Annotated in this window: 21 protein-coding genes; 12 read left to right on the forward strand and 9 right to left on the reverse strand. The window is 71.6% G+C overall.

Features of this window, described 5'->3' with window-relative positions; all coding sequences use genetic code 11:
* The first annotated feature begins 119 nt into the window (after window positions 1–119).
* Entirely contained in the window at window positions 120–779 is a 660-nt protein-coding gene (locus VYJ16_RS16585; protein ID WP_336351429.1) for a hypothetical protein, read from the forward strand.
* Entirely contained in the window at window positions 776–2,098 is a 1,323-nt protein-coding gene (locus VYJ16_RS16590) for a hypothetical protein (protein WP_336351430.1), read from the forward strand. The genes VYJ16_RS16585 and VYJ16_RS16590 overlap by 4 nt, the downstream gene beginning before the upstream one ends.
* 15 nt (window positions 2,099–2,113) lie before the next feature.
* Here VYJ16_RS16590 and VYJ16_RS16595 read toward each other — a convergent pair whose 3' ends face one another.
* A complete protein-coding gene (locus VYJ16_RS16595; protein WP_336351431.1) occupies window positions 2,114–2,797 on the reverse strand; it encodes a TOBE domain-containing protein in 684 nt (227 codons plus the stop codon).
* Window positions 2,798–2,848: 51 nt separating this feature from the next.
* On the opposite strand from VYJ16_RS16595, the gene VYJ16_RS16600 reads away from it, so the two are divergent.
* Genes VYJ16_RS16600 through VYJ16_RS16615 form a run of 4 tightly spaced genes read left to right on the forward strand, consistent with a single transcriptional unit; the run spans window position 2,849 to window position 5,664 of the window.
* The gene (locus VYJ16_RS16600) at window positions 2,849–3,766 is read left to right on the forward strand and encodes an extracellular solute-binding protein (protein WP_336351432.1); all 918 of its coding nucleotides are present in this window, start codon (window positions 2,849–2,851) and stop codon (window positions 3,764–3,766) included.
* Entirely contained in the window at window positions 3,763–4,575 is an 813-nt protein-coding gene (locus VYJ16_RS16605; RefSeq protein ID WP_336351433.1) for an ABC transporter permease, read from the forward strand. The genes VYJ16_RS16600 and VYJ16_RS16605 overlap by 4 nt, the downstream gene beginning before the upstream one ends.
* A gap of 48 nt (window positions 4,576–4,623) precedes the next feature.
* Window positions 4,624–5,421, forward strand: coding sequence for a GNAT family N-acetyltransferase (locus tag VYJ16_RS16610; RefSeq protein WP_336351434.1), 798 nt, complete (start codon window positions 4,624–4,626; stop codon window positions 5,419–5,421).
* A gap of 54 nt (window positions 5,422–5,475) precedes the next feature.
* A complete protein-coding gene (locus VYJ16_RS16615) occupies window positions 5,476–5,664 on the forward strand; it encodes a hypothetical protein (RefSeq protein ID WP_336351435.1) in 189 nt (62 codons plus the stop codon).
* 5 nt (window positions 5,665–5,669) lie between these two features.
* Here VYJ16_RS16615 and mobA read toward each other — a convergent pair whose 3' ends face one another.
* Window positions 5,670–6,365 (reverse strand): molybdenum cofactor guanylyltransferase, encoded by a 696-nt coding sequence (gene mobA / locus VYJ16_RS16620; protein WP_336351436.1) that lies wholly within the window; start codon window positions 6,363–6,365, stop codon window positions 5,670–5,672.
* A 216-nt stretch (window positions 6,366–6,581) separates the two neighbouring features.
* On the opposite strand from mobA, the gene VYJ16_RS16625 reads away from it, so the two are divergent.
* Window positions 6,582–7,082 (forward strand): hypothetical protein, encoded by a 501-nt coding sequence (locus VYJ16_RS16625; protein ID WP_336351437.1) that lies wholly within the window; start codon window positions 6,582–6,584, stop codon window positions 7,080–7,082.
* A gap of 132 nt (window positions 7,083–7,214) precedes the next feature.
* The gene (locus VYJ16_RS16630) at window positions 7,215–7,829 is read left to right on the forward strand and encodes a GNAT family N-acetyltransferase (protein WP_336351438.1); all 615 of its coding nucleotides are present in this window, start codon (window positions 7,215–7,217) and stop codon (window positions 7,827–7,829) included.
* Between the two features lie 39 nt (window positions 7,830–7,868).
* On the opposite strand, the gene VYJ16_RS16635 is transcribed toward VYJ16_RS16630, so the two are convergent.
* The 4 genes from VYJ16_RS16635 to VYJ16_RS16650 form a co-directional block, all read right to left on the reverse strand.
* Window positions 7,869–8,162, reverse strand: a complete 294-nt coding sequence (locus VYJ16_RS16635) for a hypothetical protein (protein ID WP_336351439.1) — start codon at window positions 8,160–8,162, stop codon at window positions 7,869–7,871.
* A gap of 17 nt (window positions 8,163–8,179) precedes the next feature.
* Window positions 8,180–8,413 carry a DUF2249 domain-containing protein gene (locus VYJ16_RS16640; protein ID WP_336351440.1) on the reverse strand — a complete coding sequence of 78 codons (234 nt, stop codon included), beginning with the start codon at window positions 8,411–8,413 and terminating at the stop codon, window positions 8,180–8,182.
* A 182-nt stretch (window positions 8,414–8,595) separates the two neighbouring features.
* Window positions 8,596–9,189 carry a hypothetical protein gene (locus VYJ16_RS16645; protein ID WP_336351441.1) on the reverse strand — a complete coding sequence of 198 codons (594 nt, stop codon included), beginning with the start codon at window positions 9,187–9,189 and terminating at the stop codon, window positions 8,596–8,598.
* A gap of 104 nt (window positions 9,190–9,293) precedes the next feature.
* Complete coding sequence (locus VYJ16_RS16650; RefSeq protein ID WP_336351442.1) at window positions 9,294–9,692, reverse strand: universal stress protein; 399 nt, start codon at window positions 9,690–9,692, stop codon at window positions 9,294–9,296.
* 194 nt (window positions 9,693–9,886) lie between these two features.
* Here VYJ16_RS16650 and VYJ16_RS16655 point away from each other — a divergent pair, with 194 nt between their 5' ends.
* Together VYJ16_RS16655 and VYJ16_RS16660 are read left to right on the forward strand one after the other, a co-directional pair.
* Entirely contained in the window at window positions 9,887–11,332 is a 1,446-nt protein-coding gene (locus VYJ16_RS16655) for a S8 family serine peptidase (protein WP_336351443.1), read from the forward strand.
* Between the two features lie 46 nt (window positions 11,333–11,378).
* Complete coding sequence (locus tag VYJ16_RS16660) at window positions 11,379–11,987, forward strand: ArsR/SmtB family transcription factor (protein ID WP_336351444.1); 609 nt, start codon at window positions 11,379–11,381, stop codon at window positions 11,985–11,987.
* A 62-nt stretch (window positions 11,988–12,049) separates the two neighbouring features.
* On the opposite strand, the gene VYJ16_RS16665 is transcribed toward VYJ16_RS16660, so the two are convergent.
* On the reverse strand, window positions 12,050–14,281 hold the full coding sequence (locus tag VYJ16_RS16665; protein ID WP_336351445.1) for a hybrid sensor histidine kinase/response regulator: 2,232 nt from the start codon (window positions 14,279–14,281) through the stop codon (window positions 12,050–12,052).
* Window positions 14,282–14,431: 150 nt separating this feature from the next.
* Between VYJ16_RS16665 and VYJ16_RS16670 the strand changes: the two genes are divergently transcribed.
* Window positions 14,432–15,091, forward strand: coding sequence for a DsbA family oxidoreductase (locus tag VYJ16_RS16670; protein WP_336351446.1), 660 nt, complete (start codon window positions 14,432–14,434; stop codon window positions 15,089–15,091).
* 39 nt (window positions 15,092–15,130) lie between these two features.
* On the opposite strand, the gene VYJ16_RS16675 is transcribed toward VYJ16_RS16670, so the two are convergent.
* Window positions 15,131–16,153 (reverse strand): BGTF surface domain-containing protein, encoded by a 1,023-nt coding sequence (locus tag VYJ16_RS16675; protein WP_336351447.1) that lies wholly within the window; start codon window positions 16,151–16,153, stop codon window positions 15,131–15,133.
* A 249-nt stretch (window positions 16,154–16,402) separates the two neighbouring features.
* On the opposite strand from VYJ16_RS16675, the gene VYJ16_RS16680 reads away from it, so the two are divergent.
* The gene (locus VYJ16_RS16680) at window positions 16,403–16,579 is read left to right on the forward strand and encodes a DUF7501 family protein (protein WP_227133000.1); all 177 of its coding nucleotides are present in this window, start codon (window positions 16,403–16,405) and stop codon (window positions 16,577–16,579) included.
* Between the two features lie 80 nt (window positions 16,580–16,659).
* Here VYJ16_RS16680 and VYJ16_RS16685 read toward each other — a convergent pair whose 3' ends face one another.
* Complete coding sequence (locus VYJ16_RS16685) at window positions 16,660–17,535, reverse strand: universal stress protein (protein ID WP_336351448.1); 876 nt, start codon at window positions 17,533–17,535, stop codon at window positions 16,660–16,662.
* Window positions 17,536–17,574 lie beyond the last annotated feature (39 nt).

The raw sequence follows: 17,574 nt of genomic DNA on the forward strand, positions 1-17,574 counted from the left end.
CGAACACGTTCGCTCCGGGTTCCGGGGACCCCGCCGGCGACGTGCGGGCATCCCTCGTGTTGCAGACGCTGGGACGAGTCACGAAACTTATGGGTCGGGGAGCGGCTACGATACGGACGATGTCGCCCTCCAGACGCGCCCTCCTCTCCGCAGCGACGGCCGCGACCGCGAGCGTCGCGCTCGCGGGCTGTAGCGGCACCGGCTCGTCCGAATCGCACGACGAATCCCCCGCGAATCCCGCCGACGGCGGTGGCGGCGACCCCCCGCCGTACGCGTACCTCCGCGTCGACACAGACCTCGCGGCGGTCTGGCGGTCCCGCGGCGACCAGTCCCGGCGCGAGGCCCGACGGTATCCGGGCCCGCACGTCGTGGATTCGCAGTCCCGCGCGGACGACCTGGAATACGCGGACATCGATGGTGTCGACGCGGTCCGCGAGTTCGTCGCCGACACGGACTTCGACGCCGAGACCGTCTACGTCGACCAGCGCGAGGTCCCCTCGTGTTACCGGCTCGAACTCTGCGGGGCGTCGTGGACGAGTACCGACATCGACCTCGAGTACTCGCGCGTCGGTCTCGCGTACGACGTCCCCTGCGAGGCGGACGCCAAGGTGACCGAAGCGCGATTCCTCCGCCTCCCGGACGCGCTCAGTCACGATGACGTGACAAGCATGGGGTCGAGCACCGGCACCGGCGGCTGTCCCGGCGACCACGAACCGGTCGCGGGCGGCGAGCCACCCGGGCACGACGACGGGACGACGACGGAGGGGGATTCGGCGTGACTGGGAGCGACGGCGACGACTCTCGCCGTGGGTTCCTCTCGGCGCTCGGTGCGACGACCGCCACGGGCGCGGTCGCGGCGCTCGCCGGGTGTTCGACGCTCTCGAACGACGGCTCCGACCGAGTGACCTTCCACGCTTCCGAGCTCCCGGACGTCGACGACCACCCGGTCGTCGCGGTCGGTGCGACGTACCCGACGTCGGTTCCGCGCTCGCACCGCCGGGACGCACAGATTCGAGCGAACGACGCGCTGGAGGACGTCCCAACTCCCCTGGGTGCACGACGCGTCCCGAACGGGCACGTCCGCGAGCACCTCGCGGACGCGGTCACGGAGGCCCGAAACCGCCTCGACGAGGCGCTCAGAGCGCCCACGCCCCGCGAGACCCTCGAGTCGCTCCGCGCGGCGCGCGCTCACGCCCGGTACGCGTCCGTGGGCTGGGACGCCATCGAGGACGGCCTCACCGTCGCCGCGCTCGAGGACGAGGCGACCGACGTCGCGGAACGCGCCGCCGACGCGCAGCACGCGATGGAATACGTCGGCACCGACCCCGCGCCCGCGGTCGTCGTCCACGCCAGCCGCGAGCGACTGCTCGACGAGGCCGGGTCCGTCTCCGAGGACGTCTCTCACGGCGACGTTCGCGTCCTCCGCGTCGCCGAGTTCGGCGAGCACGTCGAGCGCGCGACCGCGTCGCTCGCGGACGCGAGGATGATTGCGGACCGGTTCCGCGACCGCCAGCCCGACGACGCCGCGTCGCTCCGACCGACCATCGTGGACGCACGCCAGCGACTCCGCGAGGAAATCGAGTCGGCGGTCGCCGACCTCCCGAGCGAGGACGCCGCGATGACCGTCACCGGCGCCGACATCGATGACACGAGGACCGAACGCCTCCTCTACGAACTCCACTTCGAAGCGACCGCCGGTGACCCAGCCAGGTCGCGCCACGGCCCGGCGTCCGGAGTGCTCGACGCGATCAGGCAACTCGCTGCAGTCCGTGCCTATCGGGCGGTCCGCGAGCGCGTCGCCTCCGGGACGCGCTACGAGGTGACCGGCGCGGACGCGGTTCGCGACGCGTACGCGACCGCCCACGAGGCGCTCCGCGCCGCGCCCCGTCGGAGCGACGCCCCCGTCCTCGCGCGCGCCGCCCTCCGGTACGCCGCCAGCAGCGTCCGGTTCGCGGACGAACGACTCGCCCAGCAATCCGGCGAACTCTACTCGCACGACGTCGACGACGCGTACGAGCAGTACGTCGTCCAGGGGGCCATCGCGGAGGCGACGCCGGTCGCCGTCGGTACGGCGCTCGACGCGCTCGACGCGAACTGACCGTCCGCTCGCCGGTCAGTGCGGCGTCGCGCGCGTCGCCGTCGCTTTGAACGTCGCCACCACCTCACGACCGGGTTCGAGCGTCAGGCGCTCCAGCGAGTCGACCGTCACGAGCACGGGGAGCGTCACGTCGCCATCACCTATCGCGACGTCGACGAGCGCGACGGACTCTCGGCGGTCGACGCCCGCGACGGTACCCGCGAACCGGTTGCGGGCGCTAGAGGCGTCCGCGGCCGGTGCGTCGTCGGGGTCGTGGAGCGTGACCGCGTCCGCGCGCACCGCCACCTGGACGTCGTCGGCGTCCTCGAACAGGAGCGCGCGGACGTCGCCGACGTCGGTCGCGACCGTCGCGAGTTCGCCGTCGCGCTCGCGGACCTCGCCGGTGAGGACCGCCACCTCGGTCCCGGCGGTGTCCGCGAACGCGGCGCGGACCCTGGCGAACCGCGCGAGGAGCGCGCGAGCGTCGTCCGTGAGTCGACTCCCGCCGCCGCTCGCGCCACCGCGCTCGCGCTCGACGAGCGCGCCGAGTTCGTCCTCCAGCGCGCCGAGTCGCTTGTGCGCTCGCGAGTACGACCGTCCGAGGGCGTCCGCCGCCGCGGACAGCGACCCCTCGCGGTCGACCGCCGAGAGCAGCGCGACGTCGCGTTCGTCGACGGTCGCGTCCCCGACCCGCAGGTGCGCTTCGAAGCCGGCGTCCATGCCGAACGCTTGCGGCGAAACCGTTATGTCCTTTTCGACACAACGCTCGCTATGCGCCGGTCACGTCGCTCGTTCCTCGCAGCCGCAGGTGCGACCGCCGCGACTGTAGGTAGCGTCGCGCTCGCCGGCTGCAGCGCCCTCTCGACGCGGAGCGACCCGGTGCGCGTGCTCGCCGCCGGGAGCCTCCAGCGCGCACTCGATCAGGGGCTCCGCGACGCCGTCGACGCACCCGTCGCCGTCGAAGCCCGCGGGTCCGCGGCCGCCGCGCGCCTCGTCGCCGACGGCACGCGCGACCCGGACGTGCTCGCGCTCGCCGACGTCGCGCTCTTCGACCGGCTCCTCGACGACCACTGGCACGCCTCGTTCGCGTCGAACGCGCTCGCCGTCGCCACCGCCGACACCTCCGGCGGGCGCGCCGTCGCGGACGCCAGCGACCGCGAGGACGCCCACTGGTACGACCCCGTCCTCGACGACGACGCCGCACTCGGTCGCACCGACCCCGACCTCGACCCGCTCGGGTACCGGACCGTCTTCCTCCTCGACCTCCTGGCCGCCCGCCACGACCGCCCCGGCCTCCGCGACGCCGTCCTCTCGCGCGACCAGGTCTACCCCGAGACCGCGCTCCTCTCCGGGTTCGAGACCGGCGCCATCGACGCCGCCGTCGTCTACGAGAGCATGGCCGCCGACCGCGGCTACGACGCCGTCGACCTCCCCGCCGCCGTGGACCTCTCCGACCCCGACCGGGCCGACGCCTACGCCGAGGCGTCGTACGACCTCCCCGACGGCGGCGTCGTCCGCGGGAGCGTCGTCGAGTACGGCGCGACGCTTCGCTCCCCCGACGACGACGTCGCACGCGGCGTCTTCGAGACGCTCGTCGCAGGCGACTACCTCGACGCGCACGGGTTCGAGGTCCCGAGCGCGTTCCCGCGGTTCACGCGGGACGCGCCCGACGCGCTCGCCGGCCGATGACCGCAGACGAGTCGGCGCTGGCGACGCCGCGGCGGCGTCCCGGCGTCGACTGGCCGCTCGTCGCCGCCGGCCTCGGCGTCGCGCTCCTCGCGCTCTACGCAATCCCCGTGCTCGCACTCGCCATCGCAACGCCACCCGGCGAACTGCTCGCGCGCCTCGGCGACCCCGCGACGCTGCGCGCCGTCGGGAACTCGCTCGCCACTGCGACCGCCGCCACCACGATAGCCACCGTCTTCGGCGTCCCGCTCGCGTACTGGCTCTCCCGGACCGGCGGCCGCCTCGCCACCGCCGTCACTGGCATCGTCGTCCTCCCGCTCGTCCTCCCGCCCGTCGTCGCCGGCATCCTCCTCGTCAGCGTCTTCGGCCCGAACGGGCTCGCCCCCACTACCACCGCGTTCGGCGTCCAGTTCACGCGCTCGTACCTCGGCATCGTCGCCGCACAGACGTTCGTCGCCTCCCCGTTCGTCGTCGTCACCGCCACCGCCGCGTTCGACCGCGTCGACCCCGCCCTCGAGGACGCCGCGCGCAGCCTCGGGCACGACGAACTCGCGACGTTCCGCCGCGTCGTCCTCCCGCTCGCCTGGCCGGGCGTTCTCGCCGGCGTCACGCTCACGTTCGCCCGCTCGATGGGCGAGTTCGGCGCCACCATGCTCGTCGCGTACTACCCGCGCACCGTCCCCGTCCAGATCTGGCGCGCGTTCGTCGGCAGCGGTCTCGACGCCGCACTCCCGCTCGCCGCCCTCCTGCTCGCCGTCTCGCTCGCGGTCGTCGTCGCCCTCCACCTCCTCGGCGCCGACCCCTGGCGGTAACCCGGTAGCCTGCCAAGAACTAACAGGGCGGACGCGGTGGGTTCGACCATGGCTCGCTCGCACGAGTTCGACCACGACAGGCGACGCCAGATCTACGAGTACGTCGAACGCAACGGCGCGGTCGACCCCGAGGACGCCCGGCAGGCGCTGCTCGTGCAGCCCAGCAGCAACTCGAAGCCAGCGCGCTCCGGCGCCGAACTCAAACCGTCCGTGCCGATGTCGAGCGAGGAGTTCGACCACCACGTCAGCATCCTCGAACGCGACGGACACCTCGAGGTGCGCGACGGGAAGCTCCGCGTCGCCATCCCGATCGACGCCGACGCCACCACCGTCGAACTCGACGACGTCGAAGCGACCGTCCGCCCCGCCCAACAGGAGGACATCGCGGGCATCCTCGGCGTCATCGAGACCATCGCGAGCGACGAAGCGTACGTCGTCGCGCGACGACTCGCCGCCGACGTGACGCGCGACGAGGTCCTCCTCCGGCACAACGAGAGCGAGGACCGCGTGTTCTTCGTCGCCACCGTCGACGACGACGCCGTCGGCTGGCTGCACGTCGAGGTCGTCCAGGCGCCGAACATGTCTCACACCGCCGAGCTCACCGTCGGCGTCCTCGACGCGTACCGCGGCGGCGGCCTCGGGTCGACGCTCATGGAACGCGGCCTCGACTGGGCGCGCTCCGCGGGCGTCGAGAAGGTCTACCAGAACCTTCCCGCGACGAACGACGCCGCCGTCGCCTTCCTCGAGGCGAACGGCTGGACGACCGAATCGACGCGGGACGGCCACTACCGCATCGACGACGAGCTCGTGGACGAGGTCCAGCTCGCCATCTGGCTCGACGACTGACGACGCGGGGAGACGGCGGGGGCTTTTCCGACTGGCGCTCGACTGACGATGGAGATGGGACTCTTCAGTGAACTCGGGCGGAGCGTCGAGCAGTTCAAACGAACCGTCGAGTCGACGGCCGAGGAGACCGCCGAGTTCGCGTGTCGCGCCTGCGGGACTCGACTGCACGCCGACCACGAGACCTGCCCCGAATGCGGCGCCGACGCCGTCCGCGAGCGCGAGACCGAGGACGCCGAGGACTGACGCGGTCAGCGCTCCAGGTCCGCTCGCGAGTCGACGTCCGAGAGCGACCGCGTCGAGAACCCGTGGTCGCGAACGTCGACCTCGTGGGCCGCGAGCGCGTCGAGGACGTCGCGGAACCGGCGCGACCCGGCGGCGAGCGTCGCGTCGACCGCAGCGGCGAGCGCGTCGGTCCTGTACGCCGCGCACGTCGGTTTCGGGTAGCCGTCGACGACCGGGACGACCGCGTCGACCGCGTCCTCGGCCGCGGATTCGGCGTGGCCGGATTCGTGCCCGTCGAGCGCTCCAGCGAGCCACCGGACGAGCGCCGGGTCGAGCCACGGGAGGTCGCACGCCGCCACGACGACCACCGGCGCGTCCACGCAAGCGAGCGCGCTCGCCAGTCCCGCCACGGGGCCCTCGTCCGGGCGCTCGTCGAGCGCGAACCGGACGTCGACGTCGACGCCGTTATCGTCGAGGGCGGCCGCGAACGCGTCGCGCTGGTCCCCGCGGCAGTTCACGACGACCGACGCGCACGCGGCGTCGAGGGCGTCGACGACGCGCGCCAGCATCGGCTCCCCGTCGACGGTCGCGAGCGCCTTGTCGCCGCCCTCGAACCGCGTCGACCGGCCACCCGCGAGCACCACGCCTGCTACTGGTCGGGAGCCGCGACGCTCGGCGGTGTCGTCGTCGCCGGACGCGTCCCCCTCGTTCGAGTCCGCCATCTGTCCGCGCTTCGACCACCACACCCGTAACGCCGTCGCTCCACGCGCCCATCGAGCACCACGCCGGTAACGCCGTCGCTCCACGCGCCCATCGAGCACCACGCCGGTAACGCCGTCGCTCCACGCGCTCATCGACTCACCAGAGTCGACAGACGACGACCACCCACCCTCGAACGTATCAGAAAACATTTACCAATCGGCGGAGGCGGAACGGCCATGGAACGTCCGAGCCCGCGCCACGTCGTCGCGACGCTCGTGCTCGCCGCCATCGTCGTCTCGCTCGCCCTCCCCCCGCTCGGCGGTCCACCGACGGTCACCGTCGAGAACCACGACCAGAACCGGACGTATCGCGTCACCGCCTACGCCGTTCAGGACGTCGACCAGCCCTCCTCGGTCGACTTCCTGGCCACCACCGATGACCGACGCGAACGCGTCCGCTTCGAGGCCGTCTTCTGGCAGAACGACGCGGACTACCGGAACGTCACAGTTGCTAGCCCCTACGGTGCGAACGGGAGCGCGCTCGTCCCCGCCGGCGGGAACGCGACCGTCGAACTCGACGGGTACGACAGCGAACCGACCATCGTCTACGTCGTCGAACTCGCGGACAGTGAACGCGTCGTCCACGTCGACGCGACGCGCTGCAGCAAACCCGACCAGTCCGTCACGGTCGCCGTCGACGACGGCGACTTCCAGAACGGGTCCAGCGTCTGCGCGTAACCGACGTCGTCACGCGAGCACGACTCGCCGGAGCGGGACCGAACGAGTTCGGGCTACCACTGCCACTCGTTCTCACTGCGAGAGAATCACACGACCCTTTCAGGGACCTGAACGTCGTATTCCCGTGCAGTCATGGCTTCGAACGCGTGCAGCGCGTGGTGGCACGGTGATTGCGAGGGCACCAGCGCCTGCCCACCACGATGTCCGCGGTTCCGCGACAGCGACGGCCGTCCGTACCTCGTCCAGCTCGCAGCTGACGACGCCGCCGCCGGTCTCCTCGACGACCTCGTCGCGATGTACCGCGACTACCCCGCCGAACACCGCTCGATGGGCATCCCACCAGTCCACGAGGTACGCATCCGCGAGTGGCTCGACAGCCTCGCGGCGCGCGGCCGGAACGTCGTCGCCACGCTCGACGGCGACGTCGTCGGGCACGCCGCGTACGCCCCGCGGGACGCCGCCGTCCCCGAGATGCTCGTCTACGTCGACCCCGACCATCACGGCCGCGGCCTCGGCACCGAACTCACGAAGCACGTCCTCGCGCACGCCGCCAGCGACGGCTGCGACGGCGTCGCGCTCGACGTCTCCCGGGACAACCCCACCGCCATCCACGTCTACGAATCGCTGGGGTTCGAACCGACCGACGAGACGCCGATGGAGGTCGAGATGCGCGTCGACACCGACCACCCCATCGTCCTCCACGTCCGCAAACCACCCGCGGACCGCGACCTCGAAGCGCCGAACTGACCGCAGCAGAAAACGAGGTGACGGTGCCCGGGAACCGCGCTATCGCTCGGGGAACAACGCCGCGACGGTCGCAGCGACCATCGCGTCCGGAACGCCCGCGTCGGCCGTCGCACTGACGTCCGGGAGCGTCCGTTCGGCGATCCGCGACGCCAACCGCTCCAGGACCGCGCGCTCCACCGGGTCGAGGGCCGGTCCCTCACCGTCCATCCCCCGACACGCGGCCAGTTCCCGCTCCGCGTCCGCCACGACCGTGGCCACGACCGCGTCGCCGTACGCGTCGACGCGCTCCTGGGCCTCGTCCACGCCGTCCACCCCGTCGACCTCGTCGACCACGCGTCCGTCTCCAGCCGTCACTCCTTCGGGAACGTCGCCCGGAACTCGTTCGCGCCGACGCGCTCCACCTCGTAGCCGTCCGCGTCGAACGACTCCACCTCGGCGTCGAACTCGTAGAACAACGGCTTCGGGTCGTGGTCGTTCACCACCGTCACCGACTCGCCGCTCGCCACGTTCTCGAACGCCTCGTGGATCATCGGATGTCGCTCCTGCGGTGGTACCTCACGAACGTCGATCTCGGTTCCAGTCATGCACGCTAGCGTCGTCGAGCCGCGTCCGTCGTCGTTCCCCCGAACACGTTCGTCGACGTGATCGGCCGACCGTGCTCGCGCGCCCCCCGTCGGGCGACCGTGCCTGCGACGGCCCCAGTCGGTCGACCGTGCCTGCGGCGGCCCCGGTCGGTCGACCGTGCCCTGTCCCCCGTCGGCGGCACTCAGACGTCGAGCGTGCGTTCGAACGTGAACGTCTCCGAGACGCCGGCCGCCCGTGGCGTGAGCTTGATGACGACCTCGCCGTCGTTGCTCTTGATCTTCTGTCCACCGAGGAGTCCGACGTCGATGTCGCGACCGATACCCGACAACGTGCTGCCCGCCTCGATACTCCCGACCGCCTGCTCCTCGTCCCAGACCTTCTTCCCGCCAGTGAACACGCGGATGCGGACGACGACGTCCGGCGCTACGTCAGTTCCGCGGTTCTCCAGGGCGTACGTGAGCGTCCGGCACGTCGCAGAGCACGTCTCGACGCGCTCCACGGTCGCCTCGAAGTCCACGTTCGCGCTCCCATCGCTCCCGTCACCGCTCGACGCGTCCTCGCTCGTCGTCGCACCATCGCCCTCCTCGTCCGCTCCCGCACCGTCACCGTCGCTTGCGGTCGTCGACCCGTCGGCGTTCGACGCGTTCGTCGCTGCACCGCTGTCGTCGCCGGCCGCGGTCGTGTCCTCGTCGTCGTTCCCGCCGGTCAGACAGCCCGCGGTCGCGGCGACGGTCGCCGTGGACCCGACCGCGGCCATGAGCTTCCGTCGCCTCATTCGAGACCCTCCAGCATCGTTACTTGCACAGTTCCTCACACGGAACACAAAAGGTCTGTCGGCTCGCCGACCGCCACGCTCGGCGACGGCCGCTCCCGATGGAGCTACCTGTCGTCCATGTGCGCGAACAGGACCGGCCGGTCGCTGTCCAGGATGACGTCCTGGGAGACGCTCCCGAACAACGCCTTCCCGGTCGGCGAGCGCTTCCGACCCGCGACACAGATACAGTCGACGTCCAGCTCGTTCGCCCGCTCGACGATCTCGTCCGACGGCGTTCCGGACTCCTCGTCGAGGTTGTACTCCACGCCCGCTTCCTCCAGGACCTCGGTCGCGCGCCGCACCGACCCGACCTGGTTCACGGACGCCCCCGACGGGTTCTCCTGGAAGATGTGCAGGACCGTCACCGACACTTCGCTGTCCGCCGCTGGCAGGTCCGCGACCGCCTCTGCCTGCGCCGTCGCTCGCTCCTCGCTCTGGTCGACCGGAATGAGAACGTGGTACATACGCGTCGCTTCGCCCACCGGTGGCTTATGCGTTCCCCCGATATGGGCGGCCCGTACCCGAATATGAGCGGCCTGCACCCGAATATGGGCGGCCTGCACCCGAATATTGACGGTCCGCACCCGAAGACGTATGCCGGACGTGGGCGACGCCCCGCACCCGAAGACGTATGCCGGAAGCGGTCGACCCCCCGACGATGTCGAGCGTCTCGGCACGAACCGTTCTCGTCGTCTCCGTCGTCGTGCTCGCGCTCGTCGCGAGTCTCGTCGCCGTCGCACTCCCGGGCGGCGAGCAGGCCGCCGCCGAACCCGCCACGAATCAGCCGGACGAGGACGTCGTCGCGGTGCACGCGGACGGCGTCACCGGCGACGGCGTCGACGTCGCCGTCCTCGACCCGACCGGGTTCGACACCGACGCGGCCGCGTACGCAGACGCCGTCGTCGCCGCTCGCGCGTTCGGCTCCGGGACGACCGTCGGCCCGAACGCGGGCGACGTCCACGGCACGCGCTCGGCGCGCCAGGTCGCGGCGGTCGCACCGAACGCGAGCCTCTACCTCGCCGGGTTCGACGGCGAGAGCGGGTACGGGCGCGCGATGGCGTGGGCGGTCCGACGGGACGTCGACGTCGTCGTCGTCCCCGCGGCGTTCCACGGCAAACCGGGGACGGGCGAGTCCGTCGTCGAGAACGTCACGTCGCGAGCGGTCGCCCGCGGCGTCGTCGTCGTCGCCGCCGCCGGAAACACTGCCCGCGGCACGTACCGCGCGACGTACGACCGCGTCCGGAACGGCGCGCTCGTCGTCGAGGACGGCGTCCGGAACTACCTCCGCGGCGAGGACCGCGTCGTCCGCGCGTGGCTCTCCTGGACGAACGCCGGCCCCAGTGAGTCGTACGCGCTCGAACTCTACCGCGTCACCGAGACCGGACCGCGACTCGTCGCGCGGTCAGTCCCCTACGACGCGGACGGGGAGCCGAACGCGCGCCTGAACGTCCGCGTCGAACCCGGTACGCACTTCCTCGTCGTCCGCGGTCCCGACCGACCCACCGGGACGACCGTTCGCGTGACGAGCGCGACGAACGCGCTCCAGCACGCCACCGTCCGCGGGAGCCTCGTCGCGCCGGCGACCGCCGACGGCGTCCTCGCGGTCGGCGCGTGGAATCCCGTCCAGGGGCGACTCGCGGCGTACAGCTCCAGCGGCCCGACGCTCGCGGGCCGCCCCGGCGTCGACGTCGTCGCGGACGCTCGCGCCGACGACGGCTTCCGCGGGTCGTCGGTCGCCGCCGCGCGCGCCGGTGGCGTCGCCGCGCTCGTCCGCGCCGTCCGCCCGAACGCCACGCCAGCGGCCGTCGAATCCTCCCTCGAGGGGACCGCGCGCGACGTCGGCGTCGAGGGCGTCGACGCCCGCACCGGCGGCGGCCTCCTCCGACCCGAACGCGCCGTCGCCGCCGCGCTCGCCGACGCACGGAACGCCACCGCCGAATCCGGAACCACCAGCCCCGCGCTCCGGAGCCGAGCGGACCGCGGACCCGACGCGCACGGTCGCTCGTCGTCGAAATCGACCGATCCCGCAGCACTCCCCGTTCTCGCGAACGCCCTGGTACTCTTCGCTTACGCTGGCGCTCGAACCACTCAAGCGCGGCTTTGAGCTACGACCACGGTTAACTTCGCGCCGCCAGAACGTCGAGATAGCCATGGGGAGCCTCATCGAACGCGTCCAGGGGGAGGTCGCCGACAGCGACGAGCGCCCGCTCGTCCTCGACGTCGTCGACGGCGAATCCGACGTCGTCCTCGACGCGCTCGCCGCCGACACCCGCCGTCGCGTCTTCCGCGCGCTCTTCGACGAACCGGGGACCGCGAGCGCGCTCGCCGACGACCTCGACGAGAGCGTCCAGACCGTTCACTACCACCTCTCGGAGCTACAGGACGCCGACCTCGTCGAACGCGTCGACACCCGCTACTCGGAGAAAGGCAACGAGATGGCGGTCTACGGCCCCGCGAGCGACCCGATCGTGCTCGTCGGGAACGAGGAGTTCGCGCCCGCCGTCGAACGCTCCATGACGCGGATCGTCGGCGGCGTCGGCCTCCTCGCCGCCGCCAGCCTCCTCGTCCAGTTCGGCGTGGAACGGCTCGCGCGCGGCACGCGACTCAGCGGCCGCGCCGCGGAACCCGCGAGCGCCGTCGACGGCGTCGCCCCCGACGGCACGCTCGCGAACCTCCTCCTCGACGTCGTCGAACCCGGGCTCGCGTTCTTCCTCGGCACGCTCGTCCTCGTCGCCGCGCTCGTCGTCGCACGCCGCTGACCGCGAGCGCGCGGAGTTCTCTCGCTCGCAGTCCGCGACCCGACGTGCGCCCCGCCCGACGCTCACTCGGCGTCGCCTGGCGGGTCGCGCGGGAGCGTCACCGCGAACGTCGCCCCGTCGTCGTCGTTCTGCACGGACACGCTCCCGTCGTACGCGTCCACTATCTCGCGGACGAGGTACAGCCCGAAGCCCGTGCCCGGACTATCGAACCCGCGCTCGCCCTTCTCGAACACCGACGGTAGGACGGCCTCGGGGATACCGGGGCCGTCGTCGGCGACGCGAACCGTCGCCGTCGCCTCGTCCGCGACCATCTCGACGGACACCGACGGCGACGTCCGGTCGTTGTGCTGGACGGCGTTCGCGAGCAGGTTCTCGAACACCTCGCCGAGCAACCGGTCCGCGTGCACCGTCACGTGCTCCTCGGGCACCGACAACGAGAACTCGGCGTTCGCGAACGCCTCGCGCGCCCCCTCGACCTCCGCCTCGACGACCGCTCGCAGGTCCACGGGCTCGGTCTCCCGGGTCTCGTCCACGACGAACGCCTGCATGAGCGCTCGCAGCGTCTCGATGAGCTCCACCATGTCCGCGGTTCGACCCTGTATCGTCTCCAGGTGCGACCGCCCGGCGTCGTCGACGTGCGCGTCGAGAATCTCCGTGCGAGCTTCGACGACGTTCAGGCTGTTCAGGAGGTTGTGGCGGATGAACCGGTTCACGAACTCCAGTCGCTCGCGCTCCTGTTCGACGACCGCGCCGCGTTCGACGGTCGCGATGGCGAGCCCGAGTATCTCCCCGACCTGCCCGAGCACCGCGAGTTCACGTCCCGAGAACCCCTCGCGGCGGTACGTCGCGACGTTCAGCACGCCGAAGGACTCGTCGTCGAACGCCACCGGCACCGCCGCCCACCGCTCCAGGCCTCGGGCCGCGAGCACGCCCACTCGACCGTCACCAGCGACGACGTCCCGCGTCCGCACCTCGTGCCCCTCGGAGGCCGCCACAGCCAGGTCGACGCCTTCCTCGTGGTCGTGCGCGCCGTCGACCGGCAACGCCAGTCCGGCGTCCGCCGCCAGCACCGACCCGTCGGCGTCCGCGTCCGCGAACGCTACCGTCCGCAGCTCGTCGACCGCCGCGCCTTCGAGCGCGTCCACCCACGCCAGCGCGTACGACCCCGTGTCGGCGAGCCGGTCGACCGCCGTCCGCTCGATCTTCAACCGGTCGGACCGGTGCATCACCGCGTCCGTCAACGTCCGCACTACCGAATGCAGGTCGTTCAACGCCGCGAGGCGGTCGACGTACCGCTCGCGCTCCAGCTCGTGACTCACCCAGTCGCTGAACAGCTCGACGAACGTCACCTGCCACTCCGAGAACGCCTCCGAGCGCGCCTCCTTGTCGTAGAAACAGAACGTCCCGTACGCGTCGCCGTCGACCGTCACGGGTGCGCCGAGGTAACACGAGATACCCCAGTCGGCGTTCCCCGCGCGCTCGGCGAGGTGCGGTGCGTCCCGCTCGACGTCCTCGAGGACGAGCGTCTCCCGGGTCGACACCACCTCGTCGCAGTTCGTCGTCTCCAACGGCACGGTGTCCCCGGCCGCGACGTCGTCCTTCCCGGGCGCGTCCACGTACTCGAACGTGTACTCGCCGCTGTCGACGTACGACAACGTCGCGTACGACGTCCCGACGGCTTCACGGACGATACCGAGGAGGTCCTCGACCTTCTCGCCGAACGGCCGGTCCGCGTCCGCGACCACCTCGTACGCTTGCTGGAGCGCGCGCTCGCGGCTCTCGAGAGACCCTGGCGTCGACGGAACCGACTCGGCCTCCGCGTCGCCAGCGTCGCCCGCGTTGCGCGCGTTACCCGCGTCGCCCGCGGCGCCTGCGTCGCCCGCGCCGCCCGTGTCGTCCGCGTTCGAGCCACCGTCGGTGACGGCGACGGCGAGTGCGCGGTCGCGGACCTCGTCCGGAACGCGGTCCGCGGGCGCGTCCTCGGGCACCGGAACGTAGTCGTCGGCGCCCGCCCGCACCGCCTCGCTCGCGACGTGCTCGTCGCCGTCCCGCGCGTACACGACCACCGGCACGTCGCCGGTCACCGATTCGACGACCGCCACGCCGTCGGTCCCCGCCAACTCGTACGGCGTCACGACGACCGACGCGTCCGCCGGCACCGACCCGAGACCTCCCTCGGTCACCACCATCGTCCGAACCGAGGCGCCGACAGCGTCGAACGCCGACGCGTCCACCGACGATGCGGCGTCCGTCACGAGCACCACTCTCGGTGTCGCGCTCCACTCCTCGTGCATTCGTCGCTACAACGACCTGCGGACACAAATGCCTAGCGCGGTCGGTTCGACGGTCGAGCACGACCCGCCGTCGCGGCCGCGGCCGCCGGTCGTGCACGAGTCGTCCCCGGCGTCCCGGTCGTTATCAGTCCTCGCCGCGAACGCTCTCGCATGACAGACCCCTCCGTCGACGAGGCGCCCGCCTCGACCGTCGTGACCGTGTACTCGGACTACGTCTGCCCGTTCTGTTACCTGGGTCGGGAGAGCCTCCGCCAGTACCAGGCGACGCGCGACGAGTCGCTCGAGATCGACTGGCGGCCGTTCGACCTCCGGAGCGGCCAGCGCGGCCCCGACGGCGAGATAGACCACTCCGTCGACACCGGGAAGGACGACGACTACTTCGAGCAAGCGAAGGAGAACGTCCGACGGCTCCAGGAGAAGTACGACGTCGAGATGGACCTCGACCTCGCGACGGACGTCGACTCGCTCGACGCGCAGGTCGCGTCGTACTACGTGAAAGGCCACGACGACTACGAGACGTGGCCCGCGTTCGACGAGGCGCTCCTGGACGCGCTCTGGCAGGACGGCCGCGACATCGGCGACGAGAGCGTGCTCGTCGACCTCGCCGCGGACGCCGGCGTCGACCCCGACGAGATCCGGGCCGCGCTCGACGACGACGCGCTCCGCGCCGAACTCGAGGAGCAGTTCCGCGCCGCCCAGCAGGCGGGCGTCACGGGCGTGCCGACGTTCGCGTACGACGGCTACGCCGCACGCGGCGCCGTCCCGCCCGAGCACATCGAACGACTCGTCGAAGGCACCCACGACGCCTGACGGCGCCACGGGCGCCAGCAGCGCTCGGACCGACGTCCGTCAGTCGAAGTCGCCGACGAGCGCGACGATACCGAGTATCGCCAGCACGCCACCGACCGCGAGCGCACCGACCGTCGTCACCGAGACGCCACTGCCGTCACCGGGGGGCGTGCTCGTCGTCGCCGACCCGTAGATGGTGCCGACCGCGGTCGTTCCCGCGTCCCCGCCGCGCGTCGTCGGCGGCGCGTCGGACGCCTCCCGGAGGATGACCGTGCCGACGTCCGCCTCGGTCCCCGCACTGGCGCCGTCGAGGTAGAGCGCCATCGGGTACTCGCCCGGGTCCAGCGACTCCGGGCGGTCGAGGTCCTGGTGAACCGTGACCGAGTCCCCGTCCGCCGATGCGGACACGCCCGCGTCGGACTCGCTGTCGACGGTCGTTTCGAGGACCAGCGTCACGACCCCGTCGTCGTTCCCGTCCGTGAACGTGACGGGGATGCGGACGTTCGTCGCTTCGGACCCGAACACGAGCGTCGCACTGTCGCGGTCGGTCAACCGAACCACGATCTCGACGCGTTCGCCGGCGGGCTTCTGGTAGACGTTCTGCTCGAACTCGGCGTCACCGGGCCCACACGACGGCGCGCACGCTCCGACGACACCGGGCGCGCTGGCGAGCTCGGTTCCGTTGTACCGCACGGACACCTCGAACTCGGTGCCGCGGTCTATCTCCGCGAAGTCGACCTCGGCGTCGAACGACCCGTCCTCGCCGACGCGCGCGACCGCCTGCCGGAGGAACGGGTTCTCGGAGTCGGTGGACTTGATCCGGAGCGTCACCTGCGAGCCGTTCTCGAGCGTCGTCGTCCCCGAGATGGCGGCGCTCCCGGTCTGCTCGACGACGAGTCGGTCGCCGTCGTACTCGATGGTCGCGTTCGGCGGCGCGTCGTCGCCGACGTCGGCGGTGCTCCCGATGCCGTCGCTGGCCGGTGCACCGGCGGCGACGTTCGCGGCGGCGACGCCGCCGAGCGCGGCGATGGCCGCCAGTGCGACCGCGAACGCGATGGTTTCGCGGGCGGGGTGTCGACTCACGTCGACCACCTCCGCTCGCGTTCGATACAGCGACCGTACCGGCGCGCACGAGGTCGTGCGCTGGAGGGCAGGGTTCGCATTGCACTCGAGACCACGAGTGCCGTACATGTAGGACTCCCGTAACCTCAAATCCGGCTTTGAACGCGCGACCTGCCTCGGCAACGACATACGAGTGGTATATTAGGACATGCAAGGTCTCCTATTACTTACTAGGCGGGTTTGAAGGGGGATGCGCGCCATCCGTATCACATGTCCGTCGGAACGCCCACCGCCAACTGGACCACGGAGTACAACTGCCCGTTCTGCGACGACACCCTCGAGGACCCCGGCGCCGCCTTCGTCGACCACATCGCCGACAACCCCGAGTGCAAGTCCGGTCACGACGCCTGGAAGTTCCACCTCACCGACGACTTCGGCGGCGCCTGACAGGACCGACCCCGAGAGCGCACGCGACCGACCCGACTCAGTCCCCGCCGGCCTCGGCCTCACCGCCACCCGCCTCGCCGTCACCCGCCGTCAACACCGGTACCGTCGACATCACCCGCCGTCAACACCGGTACCGTCGACGTCCGTAGCGTCCGCTCGGCGACGTTCCCCAGGAGGTACTTCGCCACCCCACTCCGTCCGTGCGTCCCCATCGCGACCATGTCGACGTCGTTCGACGTCACGTACGCCTCTATCTCCGCCCGTGGAACGCCAGCCGTCACCGTCGTCGTCACGTCCACCCCCGCCTCCGACGCGAGCGCGTGGACGTCGGTCACGGCGTCCGCGGCCGGCCCCCGCTGCTCTGCCTCGAGTATCTCCGACCGAACGTCCAACCCGAGCGCCGCCGTCTCCACGACCGAGAGGACGTGCACGTCAGCGTCGCATCGTGCCGCGAGAGACACCGCCACGCGCGCCGCCGCGAGCGCCTCCGGACTCCCGTCGGTCGCGACGAGCACGCGCTCGTACGGGAACGACACCGTGGCGTTCTCGTGGACCGGCACCGTCAACACCGGCACGGTCGAATCCCGGACGACCGCCTCCGCGACGCTCCCGAGCTCGAAGTGCTCGATCCCCGTCCGGCCGTGCGTCCCCATCACCACGAGGTCGGCGTCGACGTCCGTCGCGCACGCCACGATCGCTTCCCACGGCTTCGCCGTCCGCACCGCCGTCTCGACCGGGACGCCCGCCTCCTCGAACGTCGACGCGACATCGGCGACGAACTCGGCCGCGTCCTCGCGCGCCACCTCGCTCTCCGGCGCCGTCTCCAACTCCGTGACGTCGACGACGTGCAGGACGTAGACGGACGCCGACAGGTGCTCGGCGAGTGCTCTCGTGTGCGCGACCACGTCCCGCTCGACCGCGTCCTCGTCGACCGCCAGTAGTATCGACTCGACCATGGTTCTCTCCTCCACGTTCGCGCCCCGAGACAAAGAGGA

Origin of the sequence: Halorubellus litoreus, from assembly GCF_037081675.1 — an archaeon.
Taxonomy (GTDB): domain Archaea; phylum Halobacteriota; class Halobacteria; order Halobacteriales; family Natrialbaceae; genus Halorubellus; species Halorubellus litoreus.